29 protein-coding genes are annotated in these 26,338 nt (G+C 63.2%); 19 read left to right on the top strand and 10 right to left on the bottom strand.

Annotated elements, in window-relative coordinates:
- Positions 1-268: 268 nt before the first annotated feature.
- Positions 269-2,149 (bottom strand): ABC transporter ATP-binding protein, encoded by a 1,881-nt coding sequence (locus tag AC1RTB_RS09575; protein WP_492877606.1) that lies wholly within the window; start codon positions 2,147-2,149, stop codon positions 269-271.
- A 474-nt stretch (positions 2,150-2,623) separates the two neighbouring features.
- Between AC1RTB_RS09575 and AC1RTB_RS09570 the strand changes: the two genes are divergently transcribed.
- Positions 2,624-2,914 (top strand): GIY-YIG nuclease family protein, encoded by a 291-nt coding sequence (locus AC1RTB_RS09570; RefSeq protein WP_492877608.1) that lies wholly within the window; start codon positions 2,624-2,626, stop codon positions 2,912-2,914.
- A 471-nt stretch (positions 2,915-3,385) separates the two neighbouring features.
- Here the strand turns inward: AC1RTB_RS09570 and AC1RTB_RS09565 are convergent, their stop codons facing one another.
- Positions 3,386-5,266 carry an ABC transporter ATP-binding protein gene (locus AC1RTB_RS09565; RefSeq protein ID WP_492877610.1) on the bottom strand — a complete coding sequence of 627 codons (1,881 nt, stop codon included), beginning with the start codon at positions 5,264-5,266 and terminating at the stop codon, positions 3,386-3,388.
- Positions 5,267-5,422: 156 nt separating this feature from the next.
- On the bottom strand, positions 5,423-5,740 hold the full coding sequence (locus AC1RTB_RS09560) for a hypothetical protein (protein ID WP_492877612.1): 318 nt from the start codon (positions 5,738-5,740) through the stop codon (positions 5,423-5,425).
- A gap of 280 nt (positions 5,741-6,020) precedes the next feature.
- Here AC1RTB_RS09560 and AC1RTB_RS09555 point away from each other — a divergent pair, with 280 nt between their 5' ends.
- Both AC1RTB_RS09555 and soxR read left to right on the top strand, forming a co-directional pair.
- Entirely contained in the window at positions 6,021-6,479 is a 459-nt protein-coding gene (locus tag AC1RTB_RS09555) for a tRNA (cytidine(34)-2'-O)-methyltransferase (protein ID WP_492877614.1), read from the top strand.
- Positions 6,480-6,642: 163 nt separating this feature from the next.
- Entirely contained in the window at positions 6,643-7,086 is a 444-nt protein-coding gene (gene soxR, locus AC1RTB_RS09550) for a redox-sensitive transcriptional activator SoxR (RefSeq protein WP_492877615.1), read from the top strand.
- Between the two features lie 29 nt (positions 7,087-7,115).
- Here the strand turns inward: soxR and AC1RTB_RS09545 are convergent, their stop codons facing one another.
- Together AC1RTB_RS09545 and AC1RTB_RS09540 are read right to left on the bottom strand one after the other, a co-directional pair.
- Positions 7,116-7,700, bottom strand: coding sequence for a carboxymuconolactone decarboxylase family protein (locus tag AC1RTB_RS09545; RefSeq protein WP_492877617.1), 585 nt, complete (start codon positions 7,698-7,700; stop codon positions 7,116-7,118).
- A 32-nt stretch (positions 7,701-7,732) separates the two neighbouring features.
- A complete protein-coding gene (locus AC1RTB_RS09540) occupies positions 7,733-7,990 on the bottom strand; it encodes a hypothetical protein (protein WP_492877619.1) in 258 nt (85 codons plus the stop codon).
- A gap of 78 nt (positions 7,991-8,068) precedes the next feature.
- On the opposite strand from AC1RTB_RS09540, the gene hemF reads away from it, so the two are divergent.
- The 4 genes from hemF to AC1RTB_RS09520 all read left to right on the top strand — a co-directional run bounded on the left by hemF (position 8,069) and on the right by AC1RTB_RS09520 (position 11,983).
- Positions 8,069-8,980 (top strand): oxygen-dependent coproporphyrinogen oxidase, encoded by a 912-nt coding sequence (hemF, locus tag AC1RTB_RS09535; protein WP_492877621.1) that lies wholly within the window; start codon positions 8,069-8,071, stop codon positions 8,978-8,980.
- A gap of 140 nt (positions 8,981-9,120) precedes the next feature.
- The gene (locus tag AC1RTB_RS09530) at positions 9,121-10,908 is read left to right on the top strand and encodes a DEAD/DEAH box helicase (protein WP_492878178.1); all 1,788 of its coding nucleotides are present in this window, start codon (positions 9,121-9,123) and stop codon (positions 10,906-10,908) included.
- A 272-nt stretch (positions 10,909-11,180) separates the two neighbouring features.
- On the top strand, positions 11,181-11,441 hold the full coding sequence (locus AC1RTB_RS09525) for a DUF1344 domain-containing protein (protein WP_492877623.1): 261 nt from the start codon (positions 11,181-11,183) through the stop codon (positions 11,439-11,441).
- A gap of 356 nt (positions 11,442-11,797) precedes the next feature.
- Positions 11,798-11,983 (top strand): DUF1059 domain-containing protein, encoded by a 186-nt coding sequence (locus AC1RTB_RS09520; protein ID WP_492877625.1) that lies wholly within the window; start codon positions 11,798-11,800, stop codon positions 11,981-11,983.
- 1 nt (position 11,984) lies between these two features.
- Here the strand turns inward: AC1RTB_RS09520 and AC1RTB_RS09515 are convergent, their stop codons facing one another.
- Genes AC1RTB_RS09515 through AC1RTB_RS09505 form a run of 3 tightly spaced genes read right to left on the bottom strand, consistent with a single transcriptional unit; the run spans position 11,985 to position 14,517 of the window.
- Entirely contained in the window at positions 11,985-13,244 is a 1,260-nt protein-coding gene (locus tag AC1RTB_RS09515; RefSeq protein WP_492877627.1) for a CCA tRNA nucleotidyltransferase, read from the bottom strand.
- Positions 13,241-13,873, bottom strand: a complete 633-nt coding sequence (locus AC1RTB_RS09510) for a CoA pyrophosphatase (protein ID WP_492878180.1) — start codon at positions 13,871-13,873, stop codon at positions 13,241-13,243. The genes AC1RTB_RS09515 and AC1RTB_RS09510 overlap by 4 nt, the downstream gene beginning before the upstream one ends.
- Entirely contained in the window at positions 13,873-14,517 is a 645-nt protein-coding gene (locus AC1RTB_RS09505) for a DUF1285 domain-containing protein (protein ID WP_492877629.1), read from the bottom strand. Before AC1RTB_RS09505 ends, AC1RTB_RS09510 begins: the two co-directional genes overlap by 1 nt.
- A 322-nt stretch (positions 14,518-14,839) precedes the next feature.
- Between AC1RTB_RS09505 and AC1RTB_RS09500 the strand changes: the two genes are divergently transcribed.
- The 4 genes from AC1RTB_RS09500 to AC1RTB_RS09485 all read left to right on the top strand — a co-directional run bounded on the left by AC1RTB_RS09500 (position 14,840) and on the right by AC1RTB_RS09485 (position 21,824).
- A complete protein-coding gene (locus AC1RTB_RS09500; protein WP_492877631.1) occupies positions 14,840-15,844 on the top strand; it encodes an AAA family ATPase in 1,005 nt (334 codons plus the stop codon).
- On the top strand, positions 15,844-16,758 hold the full coding sequence (locus AC1RTB_RS09495; protein WP_492877633.1) for a DUF58 domain-containing protein: 915 nt from the start codon (positions 15,844-15,846) through the stop codon (positions 16,756-16,758). Before AC1RTB_RS09500 ends, AC1RTB_RS09495 begins: the two co-directional genes overlap by 1 nt.
- A complete protein-coding gene (locus AC1RTB_RS09490) occupies positions 16,755-19,577 on the top strand; it encodes a DUF4159 domain-containing protein (protein ID WP_492877635.1) in 2,823 nt (940 codons plus the stop codon). The genes AC1RTB_RS09495 and AC1RTB_RS09490 overlap by 4 nt, the downstream gene beginning before the upstream one ends.
- Positions 19,578-19,751: 174 nt before the next feature.
- Complete coding sequence (locus tag AC1RTB_RS09485; RefSeq protein WP_492877637.1) at positions 19,752-21,824, top strand: hypothetical protein; 2,073 nt, start codon at positions 19,752-19,754, stop codon at positions 21,822-21,824.
- 137 nt (positions 21,825-21,961) lie between these two features.
- On the opposite strand, the gene AC1RTB_RS09480 is transcribed toward AC1RTB_RS09485, so the two are convergent.
- Entirely contained in the window at positions 21,962-22,132 is a 171-nt protein-coding gene (locus tag AC1RTB_RS09480) for a hypothetical protein (protein WP_492877639.1), read from the bottom strand.
- Between the two features lie 344 nt (positions 22,133-22,476).
- On the opposite strand from AC1RTB_RS09480, the gene AC1RTB_RS09475 reads away from it, so the two are divergent.
- From AC1RTB_RS09475 to AC1RTB_RS09455, 5 genes are all read left to right on the top strand, one after another.
- Positions 22,477-22,683, top strand: coding sequence for a cold-shock protein (locus AC1RTB_RS09475; protein WP_067959320.1), 207 nt, complete (start codon positions 22,477-22,479; stop codon positions 22,681-22,683).
- Between the two features lie 228 nt (positions 22,684-22,911).
- On the top strand, positions 22,912-23,178 hold the full coding sequence (locus AC1RTB_RS09470; protein ID WP_492877642.1) for a hypothetical protein: 267 nt from the start codon (positions 22,912-22,914) through the stop codon (positions 23,176-23,178).
- The gene (locus AC1RTB_RS09465; protein WP_492877644.1) at positions 23,175-23,429 is read left to right on the top strand and encodes a hypothetical protein; all 255 of its coding nucleotides are present in this window, start codon (positions 23,175-23,177) and stop codon (positions 23,427-23,429) included. Before AC1RTB_RS09470 ends, AC1RTB_RS09465 begins: the two co-directional genes overlap by 4 nt.
- 62 nt (positions 23,430-23,491) lie before the next feature.
- Positions 23,492-23,629, top strand: a complete 138-nt coding sequence (locus AC1RTB_RS09460) for a hypothetical protein (RefSeq protein WP_492877646.1) — start codon at positions 23,492-23,494, stop codon at positions 23,627-23,629.
- Between the two features lie 28 nt (positions 23,630-23,657).
- Positions 23,658-23,888, top strand: a complete 231-nt coding sequence (locus tag AC1RTB_RS09455; RefSeq protein WP_492877648.1) for a hypothetical protein — start codon at positions 23,658-23,660, stop codon at positions 23,886-23,888.
- 109 nt (positions 23,889-23,997) lie between these two features.
- On the opposite strand, the gene clpS is transcribed toward AC1RTB_RS09455, so the two are convergent.
- Positions 23,998-24,303 carry an ATP-dependent Clp protease adapter ClpS gene (clpS, locus tag AC1RTB_RS09450; protein WP_492877650.1) on the bottom strand — a complete coding sequence of 102 codons (306 nt, stop codon included), beginning with the start codon at positions 24,301-24,303 and terminating at the stop codon, positions 23,998-24,000.
- Positions 24,304-24,508: 205 nt separating this feature from the next.
- On the opposite strand from clpS, the gene AC1RTB_RS09445 reads away from it, so the two are divergent.
- From AC1RTB_RS09445 to AC1RTB_RS09435, 3 genes are all read left to right on the top strand, one after another.
- Positions 24,509-24,862, top strand: a complete 354-nt coding sequence (locus tag AC1RTB_RS09445) for a DUF1428 domain-containing protein (protein ID WP_492877652.1) — start codon at positions 24,509-24,511, stop codon at positions 24,860-24,862.
- 90 nt (positions 24,863-24,952) lie between these two features.
- Positions 24,953-25,189: an HP1242/YdcH family protein gene (locus AC1RTB_RS09440; protein ID WP_492877654.1), complete on the top strand. Its 237-nt coding sequence runs from the start codon at positions 24,953-24,955 to the stop codon at positions 25,187-25,189.
- Between the two features lie 184 nt (positions 25,190-25,373).
- The gene (locus AC1RTB_RS09435) at positions 25,374-26,321 is read left to right on the top strand and encodes a helix-turn-helix transcriptional regulator (protein WP_492877656.1); all 948 of its coding nucleotides are present in this window, start codon (positions 25,374-25,376) and stop codon (positions 26,319-26,321) included.
- The last annotated feature ends 17 nt before the right edge of the window (positions 26,322-26,338 follow it).

The raw sequence follows: 26,338 nt of genomic DNA, 5'->3' as shown, positions 1-26,338 counted from the left end.
TCTTTTTGTCCAGACGCGACAAGGCACATGGGCAGATTGTCGCGGGGATGACGCAAGGCGGTGGAAAACCCTGGCTAAAGCGCAGGTTTGCAAGGCTTTGCGGGCGGCATGAGAACAGCCAAAGGCCCTTTCCTTGCCGAGGTGGGGATCGTGCCACGCACCGGCTGGCTCTTGCGCCTGAAAAGAGCCGCGTGGCGCTCAGGCCGAGCCGAGTCGCATCAGCGCGACGGCACGGCCGCGGATGCTGGCCAAAGCGCAGTCATCCCCCTCATTCCGCAGGCCTCGATTCTTCAAGCACGCTGTCTTCATGGAACAGGAAGCCGCCGGACTGGCGCTTCCACAGCCGGGCATAAAGCCCGTCAAGCGCCAGAAGCTCGTCATGGGTGCCCTGCTCGGCGATGCGGCCCTGGTCGAGCACGATCAGGCGGTCGAGCGCGGCGATAGTGGACAGACGGTGCGCGATCGCCAGCACGGTCTTGTCGGCCATCAGCGCATGCAGGTTTTCCTGGATCGCGGCTTCGATGTCGGAATCGAGCGCCGAGGTCGCCTCGTCGAGGATCAGGATCGGCGCTTCCTTGAGGAAGACACGCGCAATCGCCACGCGCTGGCGCTGGCCGCCCGATAGCTTGACGCCGCGCTCACCGACAAAGGCGTCGTAACCGGTGCGGCCGCGATTGTCCGCAAGCGTGCCGATGAACTCATGCGCTTCGGCCTTGCGGGCGGCTGCGATGACTTCGGCGTCGGTGGCGTCGGGCTTGCCGAGCCGGATATTGTCGCGCAGCGAGCGATGAAACAGGGCGGTGTCCTGGCTGACCACGCCGATCGAGCCACGCAGCGAATTCTGCGTGACGCTTGCAACGTCCTGGCCGTCGATCAGGATGCGTCCGCCTTCGAGGTCGTAGAGACGCAGGATCAGATTGGCGAGCGTGGTCTTGCCGGCACCGGAGGGGCCGACGATGCCGACCTTTTCGCCCGGCTTGACGACAAGATCGATGTTGTTGAGCACGCCGCCGCCCTTGCCATAGTGAAAGACGACCTTGTCGACATGAATTTCGCCGCCCTTGACCACCAGTTCGGTGGCCCCCGGTCTGTCGGTCAGGCCGAGCGGCTGGGAGATCAGCGCCTTGGAATTTTCAAGCACGCCGAGATTCCGGAGAATGCCGTTGAGCTGCATCATCAGCCGGCCAAGCAGCATGTTGAGGCGCAAAACGAGGCTGAGCGTGAAGGCGACGGCGCCGACCGTGATCGCGCCTTCGATCCACAGATGGATCGAATACCAGGCGATCGCCGTGATCATGACGCCTGACAGCGCCGTCAGCGCCAGGCGCACGCCGGTCAGCCGCCGCGTGAACGGGCGCAGCGCATTGAGATAGATGTCGAAGCCCGAGCGGATGTAGCGGTCATCGCCATCGGCGGCGAACAGCTTCAGCGTCTGCACGTTGGAATAGGAATCGACGATGCGGCCGTTGATCATCGAGCCGGCCTCGGCGGTCGCCTCGGCATGCTTGCGGATCGACGGCAGGTAGTGATTGGCAAGCAGCCCGAAGGCGACGATCCAGACGACGACGAGGCCGGCGAGCCGCCAGTCGAGCCCCGCGACCACGGCAAGCGTGGTGATGGTGTAGACCAGCATGAACCACACGACCTCGATGAAGCTTTCCATCAGGTCGCCGGTCGCCTGCCCCGCCTGCCAGACTTTTGTGGCGATGCGGCCGGCGAAATCGTTCTGGAAGAAGGAGTAGGACTGGCGCGAGACATGGCGGTGGGCCTGCCAGCGCACCAGGTTATAAAAGCCCGGCGTGATCGTCTGCTCGTCGACAAGTGCCGAGAGCCCAACGACGATGGTACGGATCACCAGCACCACGACCGCCATGAACAGCACTTCGGGCCCGGCGACGTCCCATAACGCCTGCCAGCTGCGGTCGGTGGGCAGGCCGTCAAGGATATCGACGAGGCGCCCGACAAAATAGAAAAGCCCCGCTTCAACCAGCGGGGCGATGCCGCCGATGACCAGCATGGCAAAAAAGGCGAATTTTGCCTGGCCGACATAGTGCCACAGGAACCCCCAGACGGTGGCCGGGGGCCGGAGATTGCCCGGCTCCCGAAATGGATAGACCCAGCTTTCGAACCACTTGTAGATTCTATTCATGAGCACCCTGGGCTATCTGGCGGCAACGACTCGCTATTTTCGGCCCAACCGGCACGGGAGGCAACAGCTGCCTGGCAGGAGAAGCGTGCCGCCAAGCCGGGCGAATGTTGGGCGGTGTGTTCACATTGAGATGAGGAGATGGCCCATTGGTACATGTTCTGGACCGCCGCTGCCTTCGTTGGCGTCACGGCATGGATTCCCGACACTCTCCGCTCGTTTCACTCGCTCACGAGGTCGGGAATGACGGATCGTGGGCGTCGCCTCTCCCAACCTTCGACGTTGTCTCAGGTGCATCGTTTCCGTGAGCCGCAGAGGTTGGAGATTGGCGGAAGCGCTCCCCAAGGTTCGTCATTCTCGACCTCGTGAGCGAGGAACGAGCGGAGAGTGTCGGGAATCCATGCCGTGAGATCGGTCAAATCAAGATCGATGTAGGATTTGGCTTGCCGCCCATCCGTATCCGGATAACGTCCAGTCATGGGACGGAAGGGGTACGTCTACATCCTCGCCTCGCAGAAGAACGGCACGCTGTACACCGGCGTGACATCCGATCTCCCTGGGCGCCTACTACAACACCAGACCGGAACCGGTTCGAAATTTGCGGCCCGCTATGGTGTGACACGGCTTGTCTGGTTCGACGAATACGACCTGGTTGTCGATGCGATCGCCCGCGAGAAGGCGATCAAGAAATGGCCTCGGGCTTGGAAGGTCAAGCTGATCGAAGAGCATAATCCCGGTTGGGGGGATATCTCCTGGCAGTTGATTTGAAGTCACGACGTACTGATGACGCCGGGTCGCGGAATGGCGCTTGTTCTGGACCGCTCTACCTTCGCTGATGTCACGGCATGGATTCCCGACACTCTCCGCTCCCTCCGGTCGCTCACGAGGTCGGGAATGACGGCTCGTGTGGGGGCGCTTCCGGCAACCTCCACCTCTGAGTCCGACGGAAACGATGCGGCTGACGGAAATAGTGCAACTGACGAAAACAACACCCTGAGGCACCGTCGAAGGTTGGCCGAGGCAACACCTGCAATTCGTCATTCCCGACCTCGTGAGCGAGTGGAGCGAGCGGAGAGTGTCGGGAATCCATGCCGTGACTTCAATAAAGGTACCTCGGTCCAGGCCTCGTCAAAAGTCCGATCCAGACTTCCAAAATGCCCGGTCCAGCCCCCCCGAAATGAAAGAGGCCTCCCACTTGGGGAGACCTCGATCCGATTGCATCCGCATCCGACCCGGCGGCTACTCCGCCGCCTGGCCCTTGGCCTCCATGTCGTTGGCCGCTTCGCCGGCGGCGTCGTCGAGCAGGAACCCGCCTGACTGGCGCTGCCAGAGCGAGGCGTAGATGCCGCCCTTGGCGACCAGCTCGTCATGCGTGCCCTGTTCGACGATGCGGCCCTTGTCCATCACCACAAGCCTATCCATCGCCGCGATGGTGGAGAGCCGGTGCGCGATGGCGATGACGGTCTTGCCTTCCATCAGCCGGTAGAGGTTTTCCTGAATCGCGGCTTCGACTTCCGAATCGAGCGCCGAGGTCGCCTCGTCGAGGATGAGGATCGGCGCATCCTTCAGCATGACGCGGGCGATGGCGATGCGCTGGCGCTGGCCGCCGGAGAGCTTGACGCCACGCTCGCCGACATGCGCCTCGAAACCCTTGCGGCCCTTGGGATCGGAAAGCGCGGCAACGAAGTCGATCGCCTCGGCGCGGCGTGCCGCCTCGATCATCATCGCTTCGGTGGCGTCGGGACGACCGTAGAGGATGTTGTCGGCGACCGAACGGTGCAGCAGCGAGGTGTCTTGCGTCACCATGCCGATATGAGCGCGCAGGCTGTCCTGCTGGACGCTCGATATGTCTTGCCCGTCAATGACGATGCGCCCGCCCTCAATGTCGTAGAAGCGCAGCAGAAGGTTGACCAGCGTCGACTTGCCCGCACCGGAGCGGCCAACGATGCCGACCTTTTCGCCCGGACGAACCTTGAGGGTCAGGTCTTCGATGACGCCTTTCTTCTTGCCATAGTGGAAGCGCACGTTGTCGAAGGTGATCTCGCCCTTGTCGACGACGATCTCCTTGGCGTTGGGCTTGTCATCGACGAGGCGCGGCATCGAGATCGAGGTGATGCCGTCCTGGACTGTGCCGATGCTCTCAAACAGGCCCGACACTTCCCACATGATCCATTGCGACATGCCCCACAGCCGCAGCACCAGGCCAAGCACCACCGCGACCGCGCCGATGGAAACCGCACCATTGAGCCAAAGCGAGATCGACAGCACGCCGACTGAGAGCAAAAGCGTCGAGTTGAGCAGGTACAGTGCGCCATAAAGCGAGGTCACCAGCCGCATCGACCGGTAGACCGTATCCATGAACAGCGTCATGCCTTCACGCGCGAACGACGCCTCCCGGCGCGAATGCGAGAACAGCTTGACCGTCTGGATGTTGGTGTAGCTGTCGACGACACGGCCGGTCATTGTCGAGCGCGCGTCGGCCTGCTCTTCGGCCACCTTGCCCAGGCGAGGCACGAAATAGCGCAGCAACAGCACATAGATGATGAGCCAGACGACCAGCGGTGCTGCCAGCCTGAGATCGGCGGAGCCAACGATGAACAGCACGCCAAGGAAATAGACGATGACGTAGTTGAGCACGTCGATGAGCTTGACCACGCATTCGCGCACGGCGAGCGCGGTCTGCATCAGCTTGGTGGCGATGCGGCCGGCGAACTCGTCCTGGTAGAAGCTCATCGATTGCTTGAGCAAATAGCGGTGCACCTGCCAGCGGATGCGCATAGGATAATTGCCCATCAGCGTCTGCTGGTTGACCAGAGATTGCAGCACGACCATGCCCGGCAGGATGACCATGACGATGAAGGCCATGCCGGCGAGCTTCCAGCCTTCATTCTGCAGGAAGGTCTCGCGGCTCTGCGCCGACAGCCAGTCGACGATGTTGCCGAGGAAACCGAACATCCAGACTTCGGCCAGCGCGATCAACGATGTCAGCACGGCCGCGACAACGATGTAGGGCCACGCGCCCTTGGTGTAGTGCAGGCAAAACGCGATGAGCGTCCTGGGCGGCTCGACCGGCTCCTCCGAGGGGAACGGATTCAGTCTGTTTTCAAACCAGCGGAACATATCAGTCTCTCAATTCGGTATGTGGCACGCGGCAGTTTCCGCGTGGAATGCAGTGTCGAGGGCCGCTGGCACGGCCTAAAGCGCCTGACATCCTCGAGGCAAAGATGCGGCGGGGGCCCTCGGAATGTAGGTGACCGCTGAGGATTCGGCGAATCCTTAGCGGTTTCGTCCTGACATCGTCCTGGCAGCAGGCCGGGCTGCACCTGAGCGGCCGGCAAGCCGGCCGATCAGGGCAACGATGCGGCCAAACAGCGGCCGGTAGTTCGGGTCGACCACGACATTGGTCATGTCGACATCGGGCAGCATGCCGCGATGCGGACGCTGGCGCACCGGAGGGTCCGCCTTGGGCTGATGCACACCGAGCGCCAGCATCATGGCATGGTGCCTTGCGTCGGCTATGTCGTTGCGGTGAACAAAAAAAGCAGAGTCGAGTTCGTTACGAGCATGCTGCTCGTTTGAGGAATTGGCAAACATCGGAATTGTCCTTCGAAAACCGGATAAGGGCTTCTGCGGACCGCGATGCGAAAATACCTGGAACTGTCAGGAAAAGTCGTCGAACCGGTCCGCCCTCAGGCAGTACGTCGCCCACAGAGGGGGCGGTGAATATCAAGCAGCATCATGTACCCCTCCATCGGTTCGAGTTGACAAGGTTGGCCGTATACGCCCATTCGCGGTGGAACGCTACCGTGGGGCCGGTCGAATTTTCTTTCGGGTTGCTTGCTGTTGCTTGCAAGCCACAAGTTAGGAAACTGAAATGGACGAAAGACTGCGCATCGCGCTGTTCCAGCCGGACATCGCCGGCAACACCGGCACCATGCTGCGCATGGCCGCCTGCCTTGGCATCGGCGTCGACCTGATCGAACCGGCCGGCTTCGACATTTCCGATCGCGCCCTCAAACGCGCCGGCATGGACTATCTCGAAATGGCCGCGCTGACCCGGCACATCGACTTCGACCGCTTCGAGCAATGGCGGCAAAGCGAGGGCCGACGCCTTGTGCTGATGTCGACCAAAGCCGCCCTGCCCTATACGGATTTCCGCTTCAAGGCCGGCGACATCGTCATGTTGGGCCGCGAATCGGCGGGGGTGCCTGACCACGTCCACGATCTCGCCTTCGAGCGGCTGATCATCCCGATGCCCGGCGGGGGCAGAAGCCTCAACGTCGCGCTGAGCGCTGCGATGGTTGCCGGCGAGGCACTTCGCCAGATCGGCTGACCAGGCATCCGCCAGCTCCATGACGAGAGTGACCAGCCTGCGGCCAGGGGGACCTGCGCGGAGCCTCGTTCTCGATATTCTCGCCATGACCTGATCCTTCCTTGCATCGCGGAGGATACCCTCGTACAACCTCAACTAAACTTGAGGTCAAGCGGGAATTTTCATGGCCAGTGAATTGACTGTCGGCGAGGTGGCCAAGCGCGCGGGCGTCGCTGTTTCGGCCTTGCATTTCTACGAGGCGCGCGGGCTGATCCGCAGCCATCGCACCGCTGGCAACCAGCGCCGCTATGCGCGCGACGTGCTGCGGCGGGTTGCGGTGATCAGGATCGCCCAGGATGTCGGCATTTCGCTGGCCGACATTGCCGCCGCCTTCGCCGCCCTGCCCGACGGGCGCACGCCGACGCGCGAGGATTGGAGTCTGCTTTCAACGGGTTGGCGCCACGACCTCGACCACCGCATCGAGCAGTTGAAGAAGCTGCGCGACGGGCTGACCGACTGCATCGGCTGCGGCTGCATGTCGATCGACAAATGCCCGCTGCGCAACCGCGAAGACAGGCTGGCGCGACAGGGACCGGGGCCAAGACGGCTGCTGGTTCCCGCGGAATAGGAGACGGCGGTTCGTTCAAAGCGGGCTGGTCAGTAGCTGCGGCCAACCGTCATTGCCGACCGAAACGCCTCGTCGTCATCGATAAAGGCCGCCTCGGGCCTGGCACCGACGGCATCGAAGAAGCGGCTGACGAAACAGCGGAAGGCAGCGCACAACGCGATGTCGCAGATCTGCTGGTCAGTGAAGCCGACCGCACGCAGCCGGTCGATATTGGCCTCAGTCACCTGCGAGGCATCGATGGCGATCTGCTCGGCATAGGCCAGCATCTCGACGTCGCGCGCGGAAAGACCGGCATTGCGGAAATCCTGCTGGATAGCGAGCACCGCCTCCTTCGAGCCGAGCTCGGCAGTGAGCTGCCTGGCATAGACATAGGAGCAATAGGTCGACGGGATCTGCTTGGCGGCAATGAGCGTAATCAGCCGCCATTCGCGCATGCCAAGCGAAAAGCCGGCGCGCAGCTGGTCGTTGAAGTCGGTGTAGACAGGCAAAAGGTCCGGCCGCGCGGTGAAGCACTTCGTTGCTTCCATGACAAAACCCAGCTGCGAGCGGGACTTCACGTAGATTTCGGCGATGCGGCCCTTGGCCTCATCCTCGGCGATCGTTTTCAGGAACATGGCTCCCCCACGCGATACGCCACAGGATCAATCTAGTCGGAGGTCGGCAGGCGGCGGATGGTGAACTCGATGACGTCGCCGGGGCGCTCGAACCAGCTCTCGATCTCGGTCCAATAGGCCTGTTTGGGCCAGCGCGAGAACCATTCCTGCGCCTTCAGCCGCGCGTCGTTGCGCGGCAACACGAAGGTCTCGCGCAAGAACCCGTCGCGCGGCATGCGTTCCCGTTCGGTCCGGCTGCGCTGGAGCCTTTTTGCAAGGCCATCCAGCGGCGGTCTGGTCGGGGTGCCCATAAAGAACTCCTTGACCCTTACGAGAAGGAGATTAGGGATCGCGCCGGACAATTACGAGTCATTTGTGCGGAGCCGAAATTGCAGCGTCCCGAAATACCAGCCGGCCTTCCGGCGGACATCGAAGACAGGAAGATGCGCGCCAGCGCCTGGTTCGAGGAATTGCGCGATCGCATCTGCCTCGCCTTCGAGGCGCTGGAAGACCAGGTCGAGGGACCGCTTGCCTCCTGGGCTCCGGGGCGCTTCGAGCGCACGCCGTGGCAGCGCGACGAAGGCAAGGGCGGCGGCGTCATGTCGATGATGCATGGCCGGGTGTTCGAGAAGGTCGGCGTGCACACCTCGACCGTGCATGGCGAGTTCTCGCCCGAGTTCCGCAAGCAGATGCCGGGAGCCGAAGAAGACCCGCGCTTCTGGGCCAGCGGCATCTCGCTGATCGCGCATCCGCAGAACCCCAACGTGCCGGCAGTTCACATGAACACGCGCATGGTGGCGACTTCGCGCTGGTGGTTCGGCGGCGGCGCGGACCTCACGCCGGTTCTCGACCGCAGGCGCACGCAGGAAGACCCCGACACGGTCGCCTTCCACAAGGCGATGCAGTTTGCCTGCTCCAAGCACGCCAACGTCGCCGACCACCAGAAATACAAGGATTGGTGCGACGAGTATTTCTTCCTGCCGCACCGCAACGAGCAGCGCGGCACCGGCGGCATCTTCTTCGACTGGCAGCACTCGCCGGAGGAAAAGGGCGGCTGGGACGCCGACTTCCGATTCGTCCAGGACGTCGGCCGCGCCTTCCTCGTCACCTACCAGCATCTGGTGCGGCAGAACTTCAACACCAACTGGACCGACGGCGACCGCGACGAACAGCTCGTGCGCCGTGGCCGTTATGTCGAGTTCAACCTGCTCTATGATCGCGGCACGATCTTCGGGCTGAAGACCGGCGGCAACATCGCCTCGATCCTGTCGAGCATGCCACCAGAGGTGCGCTGGCCCTGATCCGGCCCGGCAATAGGCCACTTATCAGACCTCCTGCCCCGGTGTCGCATTGACGCCGGGGCGCGGAGCCTTTAGAGAGCCCGCTTTCCTTGGCCCTCGTCCACATGTGACGGGCCTTGCTCTCAATGAAAGACATTTCGGTGACGATCTTCGACAGAATGGTTCCGGCGTTGGCCGGAGCGCTCGCCGCGCGTGGCTACGAAACGCTGACCCCCGTGCAGACCTCGGTGCTGGAACCTGAGGCCGACGGCGTCGACCTCCTGGTCTCGGCGCAGACCGGCTCGGGCAAGACGGTGGCCTTCGGCCTCGCCATCGCGCCAACACTGCTTAACGGCCGCGAGCGCTTCGACCGCGCCGGCGCCCCAAGCGCGATGATCATCGCGCCGACCCGCGAGCTCGCCATCCAGGTGCGCCGCGAGTTCGAATGGCTTTATGCCGCAACCGGCGCCCGCATCGCTTCGTGCGTTGGCGGCATGGACATGAGCAAGGAACGCCGCGCGCTCAATGACGGCGCCGACATCGTCGTCGGCACGCCAGGCCGCCTGCGCGACCACATCACCCGCGGCTCGCTCGATATTTCGGGCCTGCGCGCCGTCGTCCTCGACGAGGCCGACGAGATGCTTGACCTCGGCTTCCGCGAAGACCTCGAATTCATCCTGGCCGCAGCGCCGCAGGAACGCCGCACGCTGTTGTTTTCGGCCACCGTGCCGCCGCAGATCGCCCAGATGGCCAAGCGCTTCCAGCGCAACGCGCTGCGCATCACCGCAGCCGGCGAAAGCCGCCAGCACGACGACATCGAATACCGCATGGTTCTTGTCGCGCCGCCCGAGCGCGAGAACGCCATCATCAACACGCTGCTTTATTTCGACGCCCAAAGCACCATGGTGTTCTGTGCGACGCGCGAGGCGGTCAAGCATTTCTCGGCGCGGCTCGCCAATCGCGGCTTTGCCGTGGTCGCCCTGTCGGGCGAACTGAGCCAGGCCGAGCGCAACAACGCGCTGCAATCGATGCGTGACGGCCGTGCCCGCGTCTGCGTTGCGACCGACGTCGCCGCCCGCGGCATCGACCTGCCAAATCTCGACCTCGTCATCCATGCCGACCTGCCGACAAACCCGGACACGCTGCTGCACCGCTCGGGCCGTACCGGCCGTGCTGGTCGCAAGGGCGTGTGCGTGCTGATCGTGCCGTTCCATCGTCGCGGCAGCGCTACCCGCCTGCTCAAGCTGGCGAAGCTCGAGGCAACGACGCAGTCGGCACCCGGTTCGGCCGAGATCGACGCCCGCAACCGCGAGCGCATGCTGGCCGAACTGTCCAACGCCGAAGCACCGGCCGAGGACGAGGCAGTCCAGGTCGCCGAAATCCTCGCCGCGCATTCGCCCGAAGCGATCGCACTTGCCTGGCTGCGCCAGCAGATGGCGTCGCGCCCGGCGGCCGAAGAGCTTTCGGACCGCCCCATCCCGGCCTTCGACGCGGCCAAGGCCGAACGTCCTGACAACCGCTTCACCGATGGCGTGTGGTTCTCCGTCTCGGTCGGCCGCAAGCAGCGCGCCGAGCCACGCTGGCTGCTGCCGCTTTTGTGCAAGGCGGGCCATGTGACCAAAACCGAAATCGGCTCGATCCGCATTTTCGACACCGAATCGCATTTTGAAGTGGTGGCCAACCGCGCCGACAATTACGCCCGCACCGTCGAACAGAACGGCAGCGGCGAAAAGGGCGTCGACATCAAGCGGCTTGCGGGCGCGCCTGGCAGCAGCGAGGCCAAGAAGCAGCACCGCAAGGGCCAGTACGACCCTTCGGACAAGCCGCCGTTCAAGAAAAAGGCCTTCGAGAAGAAGCCTTACGAGAAGAAACCCTTCGAAAAGCGTTCCGGCGACAAGCCCACGGGTGCCGCAAAGGTGTACAAGCCGAAGAAGAAATTCGGCGAGTAGGCGCAAGCCGCTTGTTTGTTACTTTTTCGTAAGGTTCGACCTCGCCACAATCGACGCCACAAAGAGAAATCTTGGCGCCGATTGTGGCTAAGTCGCCGCTCTGCAATATGTTTTTCGTCTAATATACCTCCGGTGAAGCGCAGCTATCTCTATCGCTGGGGCCGGGACATGCCGGCGGCTGCCTTGGTGCGCCGCGACCCGACGTGACCGGACGGCCTTTCACCACAGCGGGTTCTGCGCCTGCGGCACCCGCATTCGTCGGAGAACATGCCATGCGCAAGCTTCTTGTTCCTGCAATAGCAGCTGCCGTTCTCGCAACCTCTGCCATAGCCTTCGCCGCCGCCCAGCATACGGACGGCACGGTCAAGACCCTCGACATGAAGGCGATGAGCCTGACAATGGCCGACGGCACCACCTTCATGCTGCCCAAGACGTTCAAGGATCCCGGCCTCAAGGCAGGTGAAAAGGTTTCTGTCATGTGGAACATGACCGGCAAGGACAAGGTCGCAGAATCGGTAAAAATCGCGAAATAGCGGGCTTTCCGCGTCCATTTTCCAAAAAGGGCGGTACACGAGGTTCCGCCCTTTTCTGGTTCTGGAAATGCACTACAGCGCCGCGCGTCCAATTGGACGCGCAAAGGACGCTGTAGCAATTTGAATCTGTGCATGATCCTTTCCGAAAATCGATTCCGATTTTCGGGGTCATGCACTGGCCCAAATGGAATCGGTTTCGCAGAAATTTCTCCTAAGGCGCTGACCTCAAAAGAATTTTCCCAAGGCAAAATGCCCCTTCACGCCGAATTGGGCATCGCCCTGCCCGCAGCGGCAACCAATCGCCATATTGCGTGTTATAGTTCACCTCTCAACGGAGGGAGGAAAGGAGACATCCGATGAAGGAATTTCAATGCGGGTCGCTTGTCCCCGGCTGCCAGTGGCATACGCGGCACGAGGACGAAGCCGAGATCATCCGCCGCGCGGCTGAACATCTGCGCGAGACGCATGGCGAAACCATCATTCGCGAGACGATGATCGAGGCGATCCGCTCGCGCATCGAAAAGGTCCGCAACGCGGCCTGAATCAGGCTTTGAGCCTATCAGCGGCGCGCTCGAGCAGCGCGTCGCGCTCCAGCGAAAAGCCGCTGTCGATCCACTCGACTTCCAGCCCCTTGAGCAGCGTGCCAAGTGCGGCTCCCTCGACGCCGAGCGGCGCGAGATCGCCGCCGCGCAGCGGAAACGCGGGCTTGTGCCATTTTTCGGCGAATGTCAGCAGGCGGAAATAGCCTCCGGCTTCAACCAGCGCCTTGTCGTCCTGCTCTGCCCTGCCGCGCGCCGAGGCGAGATCGAGACGCAGACGATCCTTGAAGCCCTCAACACTGCCGCGATAAAGCCGCTTGGCCAGTTCGCCTTCGGTGACTGTCGGCTCGATCTTCGAAGTCGCCGCCCACTGGACCAGCCTGTCGGCCTCTGCGTTGGACAGCCTGAGCCGTTCGCCCAGCGTTTTCATGCGCGCCGCATCAGGCGGCACGATCGCTTCGAGCCGCAGCAACGGATCAACGGTCCAGCCGAGATCGCCCTCGGCCCGGACCAGCGCATGGATGGCGTCGATGCCCCATTTTTCGCTTTCGGGCAGGGCAGCGGTGAGCACGCCGGCCTGGCGCATCCACAAAAGCGCACGCGAGGGATCGGGAGCCGAAAGCAGCTTCTTGAGTTCCGACCAGACACGTTCGGCGGAGAGACGCGAAAGCCCGTCCTTCAGGCGAGCGCAGGCCTTGATCCCTCCGGCATCGGGGCGGCCTTTGCCGTACCAGGCAAAGAAGCGGAAAAAACGCAGGATGCGCAGATAGTCCTCGCGGATGCGGGTTTCGGCATCGCCGATGAAACGCAGCATGCGGCTGTCGAGATCGGCAAGCCCGCCGACAAGATCGACGACGGTGCCGTCGGCCTTGGCGTAAAGCGCATTGATGGTGAAGTCGCGCCGATCGGCGTCCGCCTTCCAGTCGCGGCCGAACAAAACCTTGGCGCGGCGCCCGTCAGTCTCGACATCGGCGCGCAAGGTGGTGACCTCGAACGGCTTGCCGCCTGATATGACGGTAATGGTGCCGTGTTCGGCGCCAGTGGGCACGGCCTTGAAGCCCGCAGCCTCGGCCCGGCGCGCCGTCTCGTCAGGCAAATTGGTGGTGGCAATGTCGACATCGGCCACCGGCGCACCAATCAACGCGTTGCGCACGGCACCGCCGGCGATGCGCGCCTCCTCGCCATCGGCGTTGAGAGCCGCGAGCAGCTTCTGCAACAGCGGATCGTTGAGCCAGTCGGCCTGTTTGGCGATCGAGACGCTCATGTGTAGAGCCTTTCATAGAGCGCCCGGATGATGCCGGCGGTGACACCCCAGATGTAACGCTCTTCATAGGGCATGGCGTAGAAGAAGCGCTCCTGATCCTGCCAGGTGCGGCTGGCGCGGTCGTGGTTGGCCGGGTCCATCAGGAAGCCGAGCGGCACCTCGAAGATGTCATCTACTTCATCCGCGTTGAGGTTGAGGTGAAAGCCGGGACGAACGACGCCGAGCACCGGCGCGATGCGATAGCCGCTGCCTGTGACGTAATCTGGAAGCCGGCCGATGACGTCGATGTAGTCTTGGGTTAGCCCGATCTCCTCGTCCGTTTCGCGCAGTGCCGCCGCCTCGGGCGAAACGTCGGTCGGGTCGATACGGCCACCTGGAAAGGCGATCTGGCCGGAATGGCTTTTCAGCTTTTCCGCCCGCTTGGTGAGGATGACGGTCGAGGCATCGCCATGATCCACGACCGGAATGAGCACGGCGGCATCGCGCAGCCGGTCATGGACGATCATCTTGCGCATGTCGGGATTGAGCACGTGGTCGCCATAGTCGGCAAAAGCACCGTTGAGATGCTCCTGTGCCGCGCGCTGGCGGAAATCCTGCGCCGAATAATGCGCTGCCTTGGAATGAACCATCACGCGCTCAGCCGCTCCAGCCTGTCCCATGGCATAACAGGAAAGACCTCGCCCTTCGAGCGGACGCAAAACATCGCCTGACCTGAGATTTCGATGCGTTCGCCATATTCGACAAGCTCGTACATCACCGGCCGCGCCACCAATGCTTCGAGCCGCCCGCGCACCAGCAAATAGGGTTTGAGGCCGCCGGTCTCGTCTTCGTCGACAAAACGCAGCGGATGCTCGGGTCCGGCTTCAACGACATCGCCGACATTGGTGCGAAAGGTCAGGACCTGCTCGGCACCCTCGCCCGCGACATTCATCTCGACGGCGACGAAATGCGCATCGACGACGCGTATGCCAACCTTCTCCACCGGGGTGATGAGGTAGGTCTTGCCATCTTCGTCCTTGCGCAGGACCGTCGAGAACAGCTGCACCAGCGGCATGCGGCCGATCGGCGTGCCCAAATAGAACCAGGTGCCGTCGGGCCTGATTTCCATGTCGAGATCGCCGCAGAAATCGGGATTCCAGCGTTCGATGGGCGGCAGCCCCTTGCCGGCGCGGGCGGCGCGTGAAATCAGCGCTTCCAGGCCAGCCGTGTCGCCGGCGCGGGCGAGCCTACGCTCCGTTGTCGCTTCGCTTTGATGGTCCAGGTTGCCAGTCATGGTCACGAAATAGTCACTGTTGTTGCGCTTGTCAGCATAGGCGAGTGATTTAAGTTCAACGCGAAGACTTGGCCAAGCTGCCGGGCCAAGGTGCAGGCTGGGAAATCGCGACGCCCAGGATCGGTTGACCTCAGGGGATTGGGCGGCAGGCACCACGTCCGAATGGACCGTGAGGCAAAAGTCCAGGGCAGATTTGGCTAAGCTGGCTGCGCGTCCGGATGGACGCGGAAGACACGCTGTAGCATTTTGAGTTTATGCATGGGTGGCCAGAGAATCGCTTTCGATTTCAAAGCCCAGGCGCCAGAAGAAGGATCCGGCCCAGATGAGCGTGATGATCAAGGAAACCGCAATGACCGAGGCCGAGATGATCGCCGCGGCCGAACGCGCGCTCGCCGACATCGCCAAGGTCCGCGCCGGGGTCGGCCGCGTCATCTTCGGCCAGGAAAGCGTGATCGAACGTACGCTGGTGGCACTTCTCGCCGGCGGCCATGCACTGCTGGTCGGCGTGCCCGGCCTCGCCAAGACCAAGCTCGTTGAAACGCTCGGCATCGTTTTGGGGCTCGATTCGCGCCGCATCCAGTTCACGCCCGACCTGATGCCGTCCGACATCCTCGGCTCGGAAGTGATGGAACAGGACGAACAGGGCAAGCGCTCGTTCCGCTTCATTCAAGGTCCGATCTTCGCTCAGCTGTTGATGGCCGACGAGATCAACCGCGCCAGCCCGCGCACGCAGTCGGCGCTGCTGCAGTCGATGCAGGAGTATCACATCACCGTTGCCGGCGAACGCTACGACCTGCCGGCCCCGTTCCACGTGCTGGCGACACAGAACCCGCTGGAGCAGGAAGGCACCTATCCGCTGCCCGAAGCCCAGCTCGACCGCTTCCTGATGCAGATCGACATCCTTTATCCCGACATCGATGCCGAGCGGCGCATCCTCCTGGAGACCACCGGCATCGAGAACGCCAGGGCACAGAACATGCTCGATCCAGAGCGGCTGAAGGATATCCAGCAGCTGATCCGGCGCATGCCTGTGTCCGAGAGCGTTGTCGAGGCGATCCTCAAGCTGGTGCGTTCGGCCCGCCCCGGCCAGGGCAATGCCGAGACCGACAAGCACGTCTCGTGGGGGCCAGGTCCACGCGCCAGCCAGGCGCTGACCTTGTGCGCCCGAGCCCGCGCGCTCTATGACGGGCGGCTTGCGCCGTCGATCGACGATATCCGCGCGCTCGCCGAGCCGGTGCTGCAGCATCGCATGGCGCTGAGCTTCGCCGCCCGCGCCGAAGGCATGACGGTCCGCGACGTGGTGGCCAGACTAGCCAAGGAAATCTGATGGCGCGCATCGGCGAGGCCTCGGCACCGGTTGCGACCAGCGATGCGCTTGCCCGCGGCAGGCTGCGCGCTTCGCTGGTGCCTGACCTGCTGGTCGAAGCCCGCCGCATCGTCAATACGGTGATCGCCGGCTGGCATGGCCGCAAGAAGCGCGGCATCGGCGAGAATTTCTGGCAGTTCCGGCCCTATACCCAAGGCGAGTCGATGGCCCGCATCGACTGGCGCCGCTCGGCCCGCGACGACCATACCTATATCCGCGACCGCGAATGGGAAGCGGCTCACACTGTGTGGCTGTGGGCGGACCTGTCGCCATCGATGCTCTACAAGTCGAAGACAGCGACAGTGTCGAAGGAATCGCGCGCGCTGGTGCTGGTCTTCGCGCTGGCCGAGCTTTTGTCGCGCAGCGGCGAGCGCATCGCCTGGCCCGGCCTGACCGACCCGTTCAGCGCCCGCAACGGCGCCGAGCGGCTCGGCTCGCATCTTGCCCAGGCCGTTTCGCTGCCGGGCCGGCCCGATCTTTCGAGCGTCCGCCGCTTTTCCGACATCGTCATCGTCGGTGACTTTCTCGACCCGGTCGAAGAGACCATGGCCTGGCTCGACACGCTGGTCCGTCATGGTGCCCGCGCCCATCTGATCGAGGTCGCCGACCCGGCCGAAGAGAATTTCCCCTATTCCGGCCGCACCGAATTCACCGACCCCGAGACCGGCGACAAGCTGACCGCCGGACGCGCCGAGCAGCTGGCCGATGACTATCGCAACCTTTATTCGGCGCGGCGCGAAGAACTCGCCGCCTGGTGCAAGCGGCTCGGCTGGAGCTACACCGTCAACCACACCGACCGCCTCGCCTCCGAAGCACTGGTGCATGTGCATCTGGCTCTCACCGCCGAAGGCCACGGACCGGGAGGGCGCCGATGAGCTGGCTGCCGCTTTCGTTCGGATTTCCAGCCGTGCTGTGGGGCCTTTTGGCGCTGCCCGTCATCTGGTGGCTGCTGAGGCTGACCCCGCCCAAGCCGCAGGCCGAGATTTTCCCGCCGCTGAAGATTTTGGCGCGGGTGTTCAGGAAGGAAGAGACGCCGCGCCAAAGCCCATGGTGGCTGACGCTGCTGCGCCTGTTGATGGCGGCATTGGTGATTTTTGCGCTGGCCGAGCCGATCTTCAACCCGCGCGAGAAGATTTTGACCAGCGACACAGCGCTCGCTTTGGTGATCGACAACGGGTGGACAAGTGCGCCCGACTGGAGCCTGCGGGTCGCCACCGCCGAGCGCCTGATCAAGGACGCCGAGGCCAACCAGGCCCCCATCCTGCTGGCCTTTACCGCCGAAATGCCGAACAGCCAGATTGGCCCCTACAGCGCAAGGGAGGCGCGCGAGCGGCTCAACGCCATCAAGCCGCGACCTGTCCCCACCGATCGGCCAGCGGTCTATGCCCGCGTCGCCAACGCGCTCAAGGAATTGCCCGGCGCGACGGTCGCCATTCTCACCGACGGCCTCGCCGCAAAGGACGATCAGACGTCGTTTGCAACATTGCTCGGACAAAACCCACGCAACGTGGTGTGGGTGCAGCCGACGCGGCTCGATACCATCGGGCTCGCGGCCGCCGACAATGAGGTCGACCGCTTCACGATCACCGCTGTTCGCGCGCCGAACCCCGCGCCCGCCTATTTGACCGCGGGGGTTTTTGACAACAAGGCGCGCAGGATCGGCGATGCGGCGATCACGTTCCGCCCCGGCGACGTCAGGGCGACCGGCGAGATCATCGTTCCGTTCGAGCTGCGCAACGACTTCTCCTGGATCGCGCTCGATGGTCAGGGCCACGCTGGCTCGCTCCGCGTGCTCGACGAGAACGCCAAGCGCCGCAGAGTTGGGCTGCTTTCCCAGACACCGGTCGATCAGTCGCGGCTGTTGCTGTCGCCGCTGTATTACATCCGGCGCGCGCTCGAACCGTTCGCCGATCTGGTGGAGCCGGCCAGCCCCGACCTGATCGAGGCGATACCGGACCTTCTGGCGCAAAAGCCGGCGGTCATCGTCATGGGCGATGTCGGAACGATTCCCGAAAGCGTTCGCGCGCCGCTGATCAAGTGGATGGACGATGGCGGCACGCTTGTTCGCTTCGCCAGTTCAAGATTGATCACCGCAGGCAACGATCCCGATCTGCTGCCGGTCAGCTTGAGGCTTGGGGAACGCCTGCTCGGCGGCTCCCTGTCATGGACCGAACCGCAACCGGTGGCCCAATTTCCATCGACGGGACCGTTCGCCGATCTTCCCGCCCCTTCCGAGGTGACCGTGAGCAGGCAAGTCCTGGCTGAACCGACCCCTGATCTTGTCGACAAGACCTGGGCGGCCCTGGCGGACGGAACCCCGCTCGTCACCGCCGACAGGCGCGGCAAGGGCATGGTGGTTTTGTTCCACATCGCACCGGCGGCAACCTGGTCGAACTTGCCGATTTCGGGCAGTTTCGTCGAAATGCTACGCCGGATCGTGCAACTGTCGCGAAATCAGGGCGCCGCTGGAACGCGCTCAGACTCGCCAGTGGCATCGCTCGCGCCATATCGGATGATTGGCGCGGACGGCTATCTTGTGCCTCCTGACGGCGACACCAAGCCATTGCAGGTTGGCGGCGGCCACGTGCCGGCCGTCACGCTTGACAACCCACCGGGAATGTATGGTTCGGAGGAAGGCGTATTCGCCCATAATTTGCTGGAGGCCGACGCCGTGCTCGATCCGCTGCAAAGGCCTCAGATATCGGTCCCGGTGCTGTCTGAAAATTACGCGCTCGACGAGTCGCGGGACATGAAGGCGCCTTTGCTGGTGCTGGCGGCGGCTCTGCTTTTGGTCGATGGCCTGATCGTGCTGTGGCTTGGGGGGATGTTTTCCCGCCGACGTCGCGCCGCACAGGCGGCGACCGCCGCGATGGTCGCATTGATCGTGGCATCCTCGCTCTTGATGTTCGTGCCGTTCGCATCCGCGCAGGATTCCAAGCCAGGCGACATCCAGGCGATCGACGCCATCTCCAAGACCCGCATCGCTTATGTGCTGACCGGCGAAGCCTCGGTCGACGCGATCAGCCGAGCCGGCATCGCCGGGCTGACCCAATTCCTGATCGAAAAGACAGCACTCGAGCCCGGCGAGCCCGCCGGCGTCGACATCGCCAAGGACGAACTGGCCTTCTACCCGCTGATCTACTGGCCCATCGATCCGGCTGCTCCCATGCCGAGCGAGGCCGCGATTGCCCGGATCGACCAGTATATGAAGGAAGGCGGGACCGTGCTGTTCGACACGCGCGACCAGTTCTCCAATGGCATTGGCGCGGATTCGACGAGCCCCGCGACGGAGCGTCTGCGCGATATCCTCTCCAATCTCAACGTGCCGCCACTGGAACCGGTGCCGTCCGACCACGTGCTGACCAAGGCGTTTTTCATCCTCCCCGAGTTTCCCGGCCGCTTCAATGGCAGCCCGCTCTGGGTCGAGGCGTCGCTGGACGCTGAAAACACTGATAACCGCCCGGTACGCACCGGCGACGGCGTGACCCCGATCATGATCACCGCCAATGATTTTGCCGGGGCCTGGGCGGTCGACGAGAATGGCGACCCGATGCTGCCGACGGTGCCTTCCGACCCGATGCAGCGGGTGCTGGCGTTGCGCGCTGGCGTCAACATCATCATGTACATGCTGACCGGCAACTACAAATCCGACCAGGTGCACGTGCCTGCGCTGCTCGAACGGCTGGGGCAGTAGCATGAACATCACATTCGGCTATGCCATGCCCGCCCCTCACCCTTACCCACTCCCCGTGAAGAACGGGGAGTGGGAGGCTTCAACGTCGCCGCTTGTCCCTTCTCCCCGTTCTTCACGGGGAGAAGGTGCCGGCAGGCGGATGAGGGGCTGTAGCAACGGTTCGGAGCATAGCTCATGAACTGGTCCGTCTCCTTCGAGCCTCTTTTGTCGTGGCCGTTGCTGGCGGCGCTTCTCGCACCGCTCGCCTTGCTGGCACTTGCGGGCCTGTGGTTCCGCCAGCGTGGCGGGTGGCTGCGGCTGCTGGCGCTTGGAGCGCTTGGCCTCGCACTTGCCAATCCCGTCATCCTCGACGAGGAGCGCGAGCCGCTGAAAAGCGTGGTCGCCCTGGTCGTCGACCGCAGCCAGAGCCAGGATATCGGCGACCGCACCACCCAGACCAATGCCGCTATCGAGGGCCTGAAGGAACGGCTGGCGCGCTTCCGTCAGTTCGAGGTGCGCGTTGTCGAAGCCGGGCGCACCGGTGACCGCACCGAAACACGGCTGTTTGCCGGGCTTGAAAGCGCCTTTCACGACGTGCCGCCATCGCGCATCGGCGGCGCGGTGATGATCACCGATGGTCAGGTGCACGATGTTCCCGCCGTCCCCGTCATCAATGCGCCGCTGCATGCGCTGATCACCGGCCAGGCAAACGAACGGGACCGCCGCATCCGTTTCGAGCGGGCCCAGCGCTTCGGCATCGTCGGCAAGCCGCTCGACATGAGCTACCGGGTGATCGACACCGGCGGCGAGACGGGGCCGGTCGATGTGCGCGTCTCGATCAACGGCAACCAGGTTTCGGTGCAGCGTGCCTTCATCGGCCAGGAAATGCCGCTGCAGATCACCATTCCCAGCGCCGGCCGCAACATTGTCGAGCTGTCGATCGACCGTGTGCCGGGCGAACTGACCGATACCAACAACAAGGCAATTGCGCTTGTCGACGGTATCCGCGAAAACCTGCGCGTTCTGCTGGTCTCGGGCGAGCCGCATGCCGGCGAGCGCACCTGGCGCAATCTGCTGAAGTCGGACGCCTCGGTCGACCTCGTGCATTTCACCATTTTGCGGCCGCCGGAAAAGCAGGACGGCACGCCTATCAACGAACTGTCGCTGATTGCTTTCCCGACGCGCGAGCTGTTTGTCGAGCGCATCCACGACTTCGACCTGATCATCTTCGACCGCTACCAGCACCGCGACGTGCTGCCCCTGCTCTATTACGACTACATCGCCGAATATGTCGAAAAGGGCGGCGCGCTTTTGATCGCCGCTGGGCCCGAATATGCCGGCGAGCAGTCGATCGCCAACACGCCGCTGATCTCGGCCTTGCCTGCCATGCCCAATGGCGACGTGATCGAAAAGCCGTTTTATCCGCGCCTGACCGAACTCGGCCAGCGCCATCCGGTGACACGCGGCCTCGAAGGCTCGGCAAGCGAGCCGCCGCGCTGGAGCCGCTGGTTCCGCCAGATCGGCATCGAGCAGCCGGAAGGCGAAGTGGTGATGAAGGGTGCGGACGACAGGCCGCTGCTGTTGCTCGACCGCAAGGGCGAAGGCCGCGTCGGCATGTTCCTGTCCGACCAGGGCTGGCTCTGGGCGCGCGGTTATGAGGGCGGCGGCCCGCATGTCTCGCTATATCGCCGCATCGCCCATTGGCTGATGAAGGAGCCCGAACTCGAAGAAGAGCGCCTGACGGCGGAAGGGCGCGGCATGATGCTCGACATCCGCCGCCAGACCATGCGCGACGAAGCCGGCCCGGCGCGCATCATCACGCCGTCGGGCAAGACGCTCGATGTGCAGCTCAACAAGAGCGAGCCGGGCATCTTCACCGGCAGTGTCGAGACCAGCGAGATCGGGCTGTACCAGGTCGGCAATGGCGACCTGACCGCACTTGCCCATGTCGGACCGGTCAACGCGCCGGAGTTCGCCGATGTGGTCTCGACCGAAAACGTGCTGCGTCCGGCAGCCGAGGCAACCGGCGGTGACGTCCGCCGGCTTGCAGCCACGGGTATATCAGGAATTGCAGGTGGTATTTCGCTGCCAAGCGTGGTGCCGGTGCGCGGCAGCGCCGAAGCTTCGGGCCGCGACTGGATCGGCTTCCGCACCACCAATGACAGCGTGCTGAAGTCGGTGTCGCGCGTACCGCTGTTCGGGGGCTTCCTCGGGCTTGGCCTGTTGCTGCTGGCATTTGGCGCGATGTGGTATCGCGAGGGGCGCTAGAGCCGGTTCCATTCCGATTGAATCGGAATGGGGCTCTATCTTCTTATTGGAGCATGATCTTTTCCGAAAACCGGTTTCCACTTTTCGCTTCGCCGACCTTCGGTTCGGGATCATGCTCTAACACCCCTCGCCGGCCGTCAAAGCAGACGGTTGTTTTCCATGAGCTGCAGCACGCGTCGCTGCGTCCCGTCGGTGTCGGCAAGGCGGCGCCGCGCTGCCTCGTCCTTGCGCGCGGTCAGCTTGACCGGCTTGATGATCTGCGCGGGTGCTTTGACAGCGGGAGCCGTTGGCCTTCTCGTGAAAATCATGGCTTTGTCCTCGCATGGGGAAATGCAGTCCGCCGCGGAGGGCCATACGGACCTGCGGGAAAGCGACTGCGGATTTTCTGCTAGTGCCAGCAGCGTATCAGCATTCCGCCCCCCATGATAGAAGCCACAATCCGAAATAAAATGGCAAATAAAACAGGCCTTTGAAAAAACAGCTTACATAAACCGCAATTAAAGGCTATAAATAACCTATCGTTTTTTGGGCCAAGCTTGGCTATCGCGGCGTCAGAGGTTCTCGACCCGCCAAACTCATTCCAAATCGTCGATCTTTGGATGCGCGGCATTACTTGCCACGCGACGACTTTTCTCATTCGAAAGACACTCACATGAACACTGGTACCGTAAAGTTCTACAACGGCCAGAAGGGCTTTGGCTTCATCGAGCAGGCCGGTGGCGGCAAGGACGTATTCGTCCACGTCAGCGCGCTTGAGCGTGCAGGCTTCTCGGGCCTCGCCGAAGGGCAGAAGCTGAATTTCGAGCTTGAGCGCGACAACAAGGGCCGCGAGTCGGCCACCAACCTTCAGCTGCTCTGATTTGACTGGATCGAAAGGACGCTGACCACGGATGTACTGGCAGCGTCTATCCGGTCCGTCTCGAGCACGGTTGAAGTAAGGAAAGCGGGGCATTGCTCCGCTTTTCGTCCATCAGCGCATGCCCCCGGGAAATCGCAAGCGATCCTCGGGGGCATGCGCAGTTTCTAGGTGTTACAGCGTCATTTGCACGTCAGATACGGCGCGCGGCGCTGTCGTGGAGAACCTGTCATGACCGGCCGCACCAAGCACTCAACTGTCCATTTCGACAGGCCGTTTGTCTTGCGCGGGCTTGAAGAGGTCCAGCCGGCGGGCGACTACGACATCGACCACGACGAAGAAATGATCGACGGCATATCGTGGATCGCCTACCGGCGCGTCGCCACCTACATCCATCTGCCCGCCCGGTCTTCCAACCTGCTGACCAGCCAGGTGTTGGCCATCGACTATGCCGAACTCGAAGCCGCGCTGCGGCAGGACCAGGAACAACCCGCATGATCAGGTTCACAAAAGGGTCGGCTTCGGCCCCACGTGTTGAAAAGCCATCGCATCGCTTCGCGATCGGCCAGATGGTGCGGATCAGGAGCCGGATCGGCATGGCGGTGAAGGACGTGGAAACATTCCACGTCAAGGCAACGCTGCCGGCCAAGGATGGCTCGCCGCAATACCGGATCCGCAGCGACCGCGAGAGCCACGAACGGGTCACCACGGAAGACAACCTCGAAGAGGCCGAACCGGCGGCCGAATAGCCCCCGCTTCACCACAGGCCCGTTTCACCACAGGCCCGCTTCACCACTGGAAGGACACGACCATGGCCAAGGGCCAACAACGCAGCAACCGCGAAACCAGAAAACCCAAGAAGGAAAAGGTCGAGGTCAAGGCGACAGCCGCCTTCAGCTCGCAGGTCAAGCAGGCCGAGACCGCTTCCAAGGGCAAGCCGAAAGGCTAACCTCACCCACGGGTGGCTGGAGGCGGATGTGAACTTCGTCATCGAATTCTATCGCCTGCGCGAAGAAGACGGCGCACACGCCACCCTCGACCGGATTTCGCTCGAAGCGCCGGACCTCAAGGCGGCGCTTGAGGTCGCCGGCTCGCTTTTCCATACGCTTGCCATGCCGCAAACCCCGGACCATGTCCGCGTTTGCGACAGGGCCGGCCGTGAGCTTTATGCCGGCCCGGCTTCGGGCACGGAGCCGGCGTCGCCGTAGAGGATCGCCAGCGCCTGCCCGCGGGCGCCCTGCCCTCCGCTATGGCTCCGGGCGTTCGTCGCTCGAAAAGCCAATTTTGTGGCTTTCCGTCCGCTACGCGGACCGCTCCTCACTCCTCAGGCTCGGTCGTGAATTGCAGCGGATAGCCCTTGGCGCGGCCAGCTTCGCTCGCGCGCGTCGCCTTGGTCTCGGCGACATCCTTGGTAAACACCGCGACCACGCAGACCCCACGCCGGTGGGCGGTGATCATCACCCGGTGCGCCTGATCCTCGGACATATGGAACTCGCCCTTGAGCACCGTGACGACGAAGTCGCGCGGTGTGTAGTCGTCGTTGACGAGGATGACCTTGTGCAGCTTCGGCCGCTCGGTCTTGGGGCGCAGCTTCGTGCGCGGGACGGTGATGGTTTCGGGCATCGCGGCCACCAATCAAAACACCCGCTACAATATGGGGCCGACACCGCAGCCAGGCAACGGCGGCGAGTTCGTTCGAAACCATCGCGCCAGTCGCCCGTTGTGTGCAGGACGGCTGCCCGGCCGCACGCAATCTTTTTTACGAAGGACTGTCGCAGTCCGGCCTGGCCAATCGTCCTTGGAACAGTCGCAATGAGAGGAGACCACCATGTCTTATGTCGATGGATTTGTGCTCGCCGTGCCAAAGAAGAATATCGAGGCCTACAAGGCGATGGCGCGCACTGCAGGCGAAGTCTGGAAGGACCATGGCGCCTTGGCCTATGTCGAGTGCATGGGCGACGACGTGCCTCAAGGCGAGGTCACCTCCTTCCCGCGCGCGGTGCAGGCCAAGGAGGACGAGATCGTGATCTTTTCCTGGGTCGTCTATCGCTCGCGCGACGAGCGCGATGCCATCTCGAAGAAGGTCATGGAAGACCCGCGCATGAAGAGCGATCCGGCGCAGTGGCCGTTCGACGGCAAGCGCCTGATCTACGGCGGCTTCGACGTGTTCCTGGAGACGTGACTGCGCGCATTCGACAGCGGTTTGACCAGGATCAAACCCGTCTCTGCCTGGGCGGGGTAGTTTGCCCTCAGACAACATAAGGAGCAGACGATGTCGAACACGCCTCACACCCTGGGTGAAGAATTCCCCGGCAAGCTCGAAGCGATCCACGCCCTGAAGGCGCAGGATGCCCAATTCGCTCGTGTTCTCGAAGAATATGACGAAGTGAACGACCAGATCCACAAGGCCGAAACCAACATCGAGCCGGTCAGTGAGGAGCATGAGGCGACGTTGCGAAAGCGCCGGCTCGCCTTGAAGGACAAGATTGCGAGCGCGATCGCTTCTTGATGTGATCCCCGCGCCCCGCGAGCATGGGCTGCTCGCGGGGCTATTTCAAATCGCAATACGGTCAGCCAGCGCCTGTTGACCGCAACGCCATTTCCGCTGATAAGGGCAACCACCCGCATACAGTGCATGGACACGAAATTCACGCATAGGTCGCAGGCGGGGCGGCCTTGGGGATGGATTTTGCATGCAACGTCTCTCGACGAACGACGTACCGGCAGCCGAGCGGCTGGCTTTCCTGCATGATTTCGTGGCGCGCCATGTCGCCGGCCTGCGCTTCAGGCCAGCCGACAGCGAAACCTTCGCCTTCGACGTCGCCGCCTATTTCCTCGACGCCGGCACGACCATCGGCACGGCGTGTTATTCGGCCGTTCTCGGCGAACGCCCCAAGGACCTGATGGCCGATGGCCGGCAGGACTATCTCATGACCATCCACACCTCCGACTACGAGGTGGCGATCGAGGGCAAGAACCCGCTCGTCATCAAGGCTGGTGACATCACCCTCATCAACGAAGGCACGCCGATGGCCTTCGCCCTGCCGGCAACGCTGCTCAAGGTCGTCTCGCTTAACGAGGCGCGGCTGGCCGCCCTTGCCCCGCGCGTCAGGACCAAGGCGTTTCATCACATCCCGATGGCTGCAGCGAGTGCGCCCTTGCTCAGCGGCTATGCCGACCTGTTGCGGGCGACCGCCCCAACCGGTGAGGCGGCGTGCCGTCTGGCCGGCAAGCACATCTACGACCTCGCGGCCCTGGTCATTCAGGGCGCGACCAACGAAGCCGCGGAGCCCGTGCGCGCCAGCATAAGTGCTGCGCGGCTGGCACTGGTCAAGACCGAGGTGCTTCGCCATTTGACCGACCCGGAACTAAGTGTTTCGGCCATCGCCAAGCGCCAGGGGGTCACCCCGCGCTACATCCAGCGGCTGTTCGAGCAGGAAGGCCTGACCTTCTCCGAGTTCCTGCGCGACGCGCGGCTCGATCTCGCGCGCCGCTCGCTCGAAGCGGCGTCGGCTAACGTGTCGGCGGTCGCCTTCGATGCCGGCTTCAGCGACCTGTCTTATTTCAATCGGGTCTTTCGCCAGCGCTTCGCCGCAACCCCGTCCGAGATCAAGGCCGCAGCCCTGCGCCGTCGCCAGTAGACCCAATCGGTTCGCAT

It is taken from the genome of Aminobacter sp. GW821-FHT11F06, from assembly GCF_058808215.1.
The sequence above is the reverse complement of the archived record's forward strand: the minus strand, read 5'-3'. Positions and strand labels throughout refer to the sequence as shown.

Coding starts and splice junctions, on each gene's coding strand:
- AC1RTB_RS09545 (WP_492877617.1), bottom strand. CDS start 7,700: ATGTTCCTGAAAACGATCGCCGAGGATGAGGCCAAGGGCCGCATCGCC.
- AC1RTB_RS09500 (WP_492877631.1), top strand. CDS start 14,840: ATGAGCGTGATGATCAAGGAAACCGCAATGACCGAGGCCGAGATGATC.
- AC1RTB_RS09560 (WP_492877612.1), bottom strand. CDS start 5,740: ATGTTTGCCAATTCCTCAAACGAGCAGCATGCTCGTAACGAACTCGAC.
- AC1RTB_RS09570 (WP_492877608.1), top strand. CDS start 2,624: ATGGGACGGAAGGGGTACGTCTACATCCTCGCCTCGCAGAAGAACGGC.
- AC1RTB_RS09495 (WP_492877633.1), top strand. CDS start 15,844: ATGGCGCGCATCGGCGAGGCCTCGGCACCGGTTGCGACCAGCGATGCG.
- AC1RTB_RS09510 (WP_492878180.1), bottom strand. CDS start 13,873: ATGGTTCATTCCAAGGCAGCGCATTATTCGGCGCAGGATTTCCGCCAG.
- AC1RTB_RS09465 (WP_492877644.1), top strand. CDS start 23,175: ATGATCAGGTTCACAAAAGGGTCGGCTTCGGCCCCACGTGTTGAAAAG.
- AC1RTB_RS09520 (WP_492877625.1), top strand. CDS start 11,798: ATGAAGGAATTTCAATGCGGGTCGCTTGTCCCCGGCTGCCAGTGGCAT.
- AC1RTB_RS09475 (WP_067959320.1), top strand. CDS start 22,477: ATGAACACTGGTACCGTAAAGTTCTACAACGGCCAGAAGGGCTTTGGC.
- AC1RTB_RS09575 (WP_492877606.1), bottom strand. CDS start 2,149: ATGAATAGAATCTACAAGTGGTTCGAAAGCTGGGTCTATCCATTTCGG.
- AC1RTB_RS09445 (WP_492877652.1), top strand. CDS start 24,509: ATGTCTTATGTCGATGGATTTGTGCTCGCCGTGCCAAAGAAGAATATC.
- clpS (WP_492877650.1), bottom strand. CDS start 24,303: ATGCCCGAAACCATCACCGTCCCGCGCACGAAGCTGCGCCCCAAGACC.
- AC1RTB_RS09555 (WP_492877614.1), top strand. CDS start 6,021: ATGGACGAAAGACTGCGCATCGCGCTGTTCCAGCCGGACATCGCCGGC.
- AC1RTB_RS09490 (WP_492877635.1), top strand. CDS start 16,755: ATGAGCTGGCTGCCGCTTTCGTTCGGATTTCCAGCCGTGCTGTGGGGC.
- AC1RTB_RS09565 (WP_492877610.1), bottom strand. CDS start 5,266: ATGTTCCGCTGGTTTGAAAACAGACTGAATCCGTTCCCCTCGGAGGAG.
- AC1RTB_RS09540 (WP_492877619.1), bottom strand. CDS start 7,990: ATGGGCACCCCGACCAGACCGCCGCTGGATGGCCTTGCAAAAAGGCTC.
- AC1RTB_RS09480 (WP_492877639.1), bottom strand. CDS start 22,132: ATGATTTTCACGAGAAGGCCAACGGCTCCCGCTGTCAAAGCACCCGCG.
- AC1RTB_RS09485 (WP_492877637.1), top strand. CDS start 19,752: ATGAACTGGTCCGTCTCCTTCGAGCCTCTTTTGTCGTGGCCGTTGCTG.
- AC1RTB_RS09470 (WP_492877642.1), top strand. CDS start 22,912: ATGACCGGCCGCACCAAGCACTCAACTGTCCATTTCGACAGGCCGTTT.
- AC1RTB_RS09525 (WP_492877623.1), top strand. CDS start 11,181: ATGCGCAAGCTTCTTGTTCCTGCAATAGCAGCTGCCGTTCTCGCAACC.
- AC1RTB_RS09505 (WP_492877629.1), bottom strand. CDS start 14,517: ATGACTGGCAACCTGGACCATCAAAGCGAAGCGACAACGGAGCGTAGG.
- AC1RTB_RS09435 (WP_492877656.1), top strand. CDS start 25,374: ATGCAACGTCTCTCGACGAACGACGTACCGGCAGCCGAGCGGCTGGCT.
- AC1RTB_RS09460 (WP_492877646.1), top strand. CDS start 23,492: ATGGCCAAGGGCCAACAACGCAGCAACCGCGAAACCAGAAAACCCAAG.
- soxR (WP_492877615.1), top strand. CDS start 6,643: ATGGCCAGTGAATTGACTGTCGGCGAGGTGGCCAAGCGCGCGGGCGTC.
- AC1RTB_RS09440 (WP_492877654.1), top strand. CDS start 24,953: ATGTCGAACACGCCTCACACCCTGGGTGAAGAATTCCCCGGCAAGCTC.
- AC1RTB_RS09515 (WP_492877627.1), bottom strand. CDS start 13,244: ATGAGCGTCTCGATCGCCAAACAGGCCGACTGGCTCAACGATCCGCTG.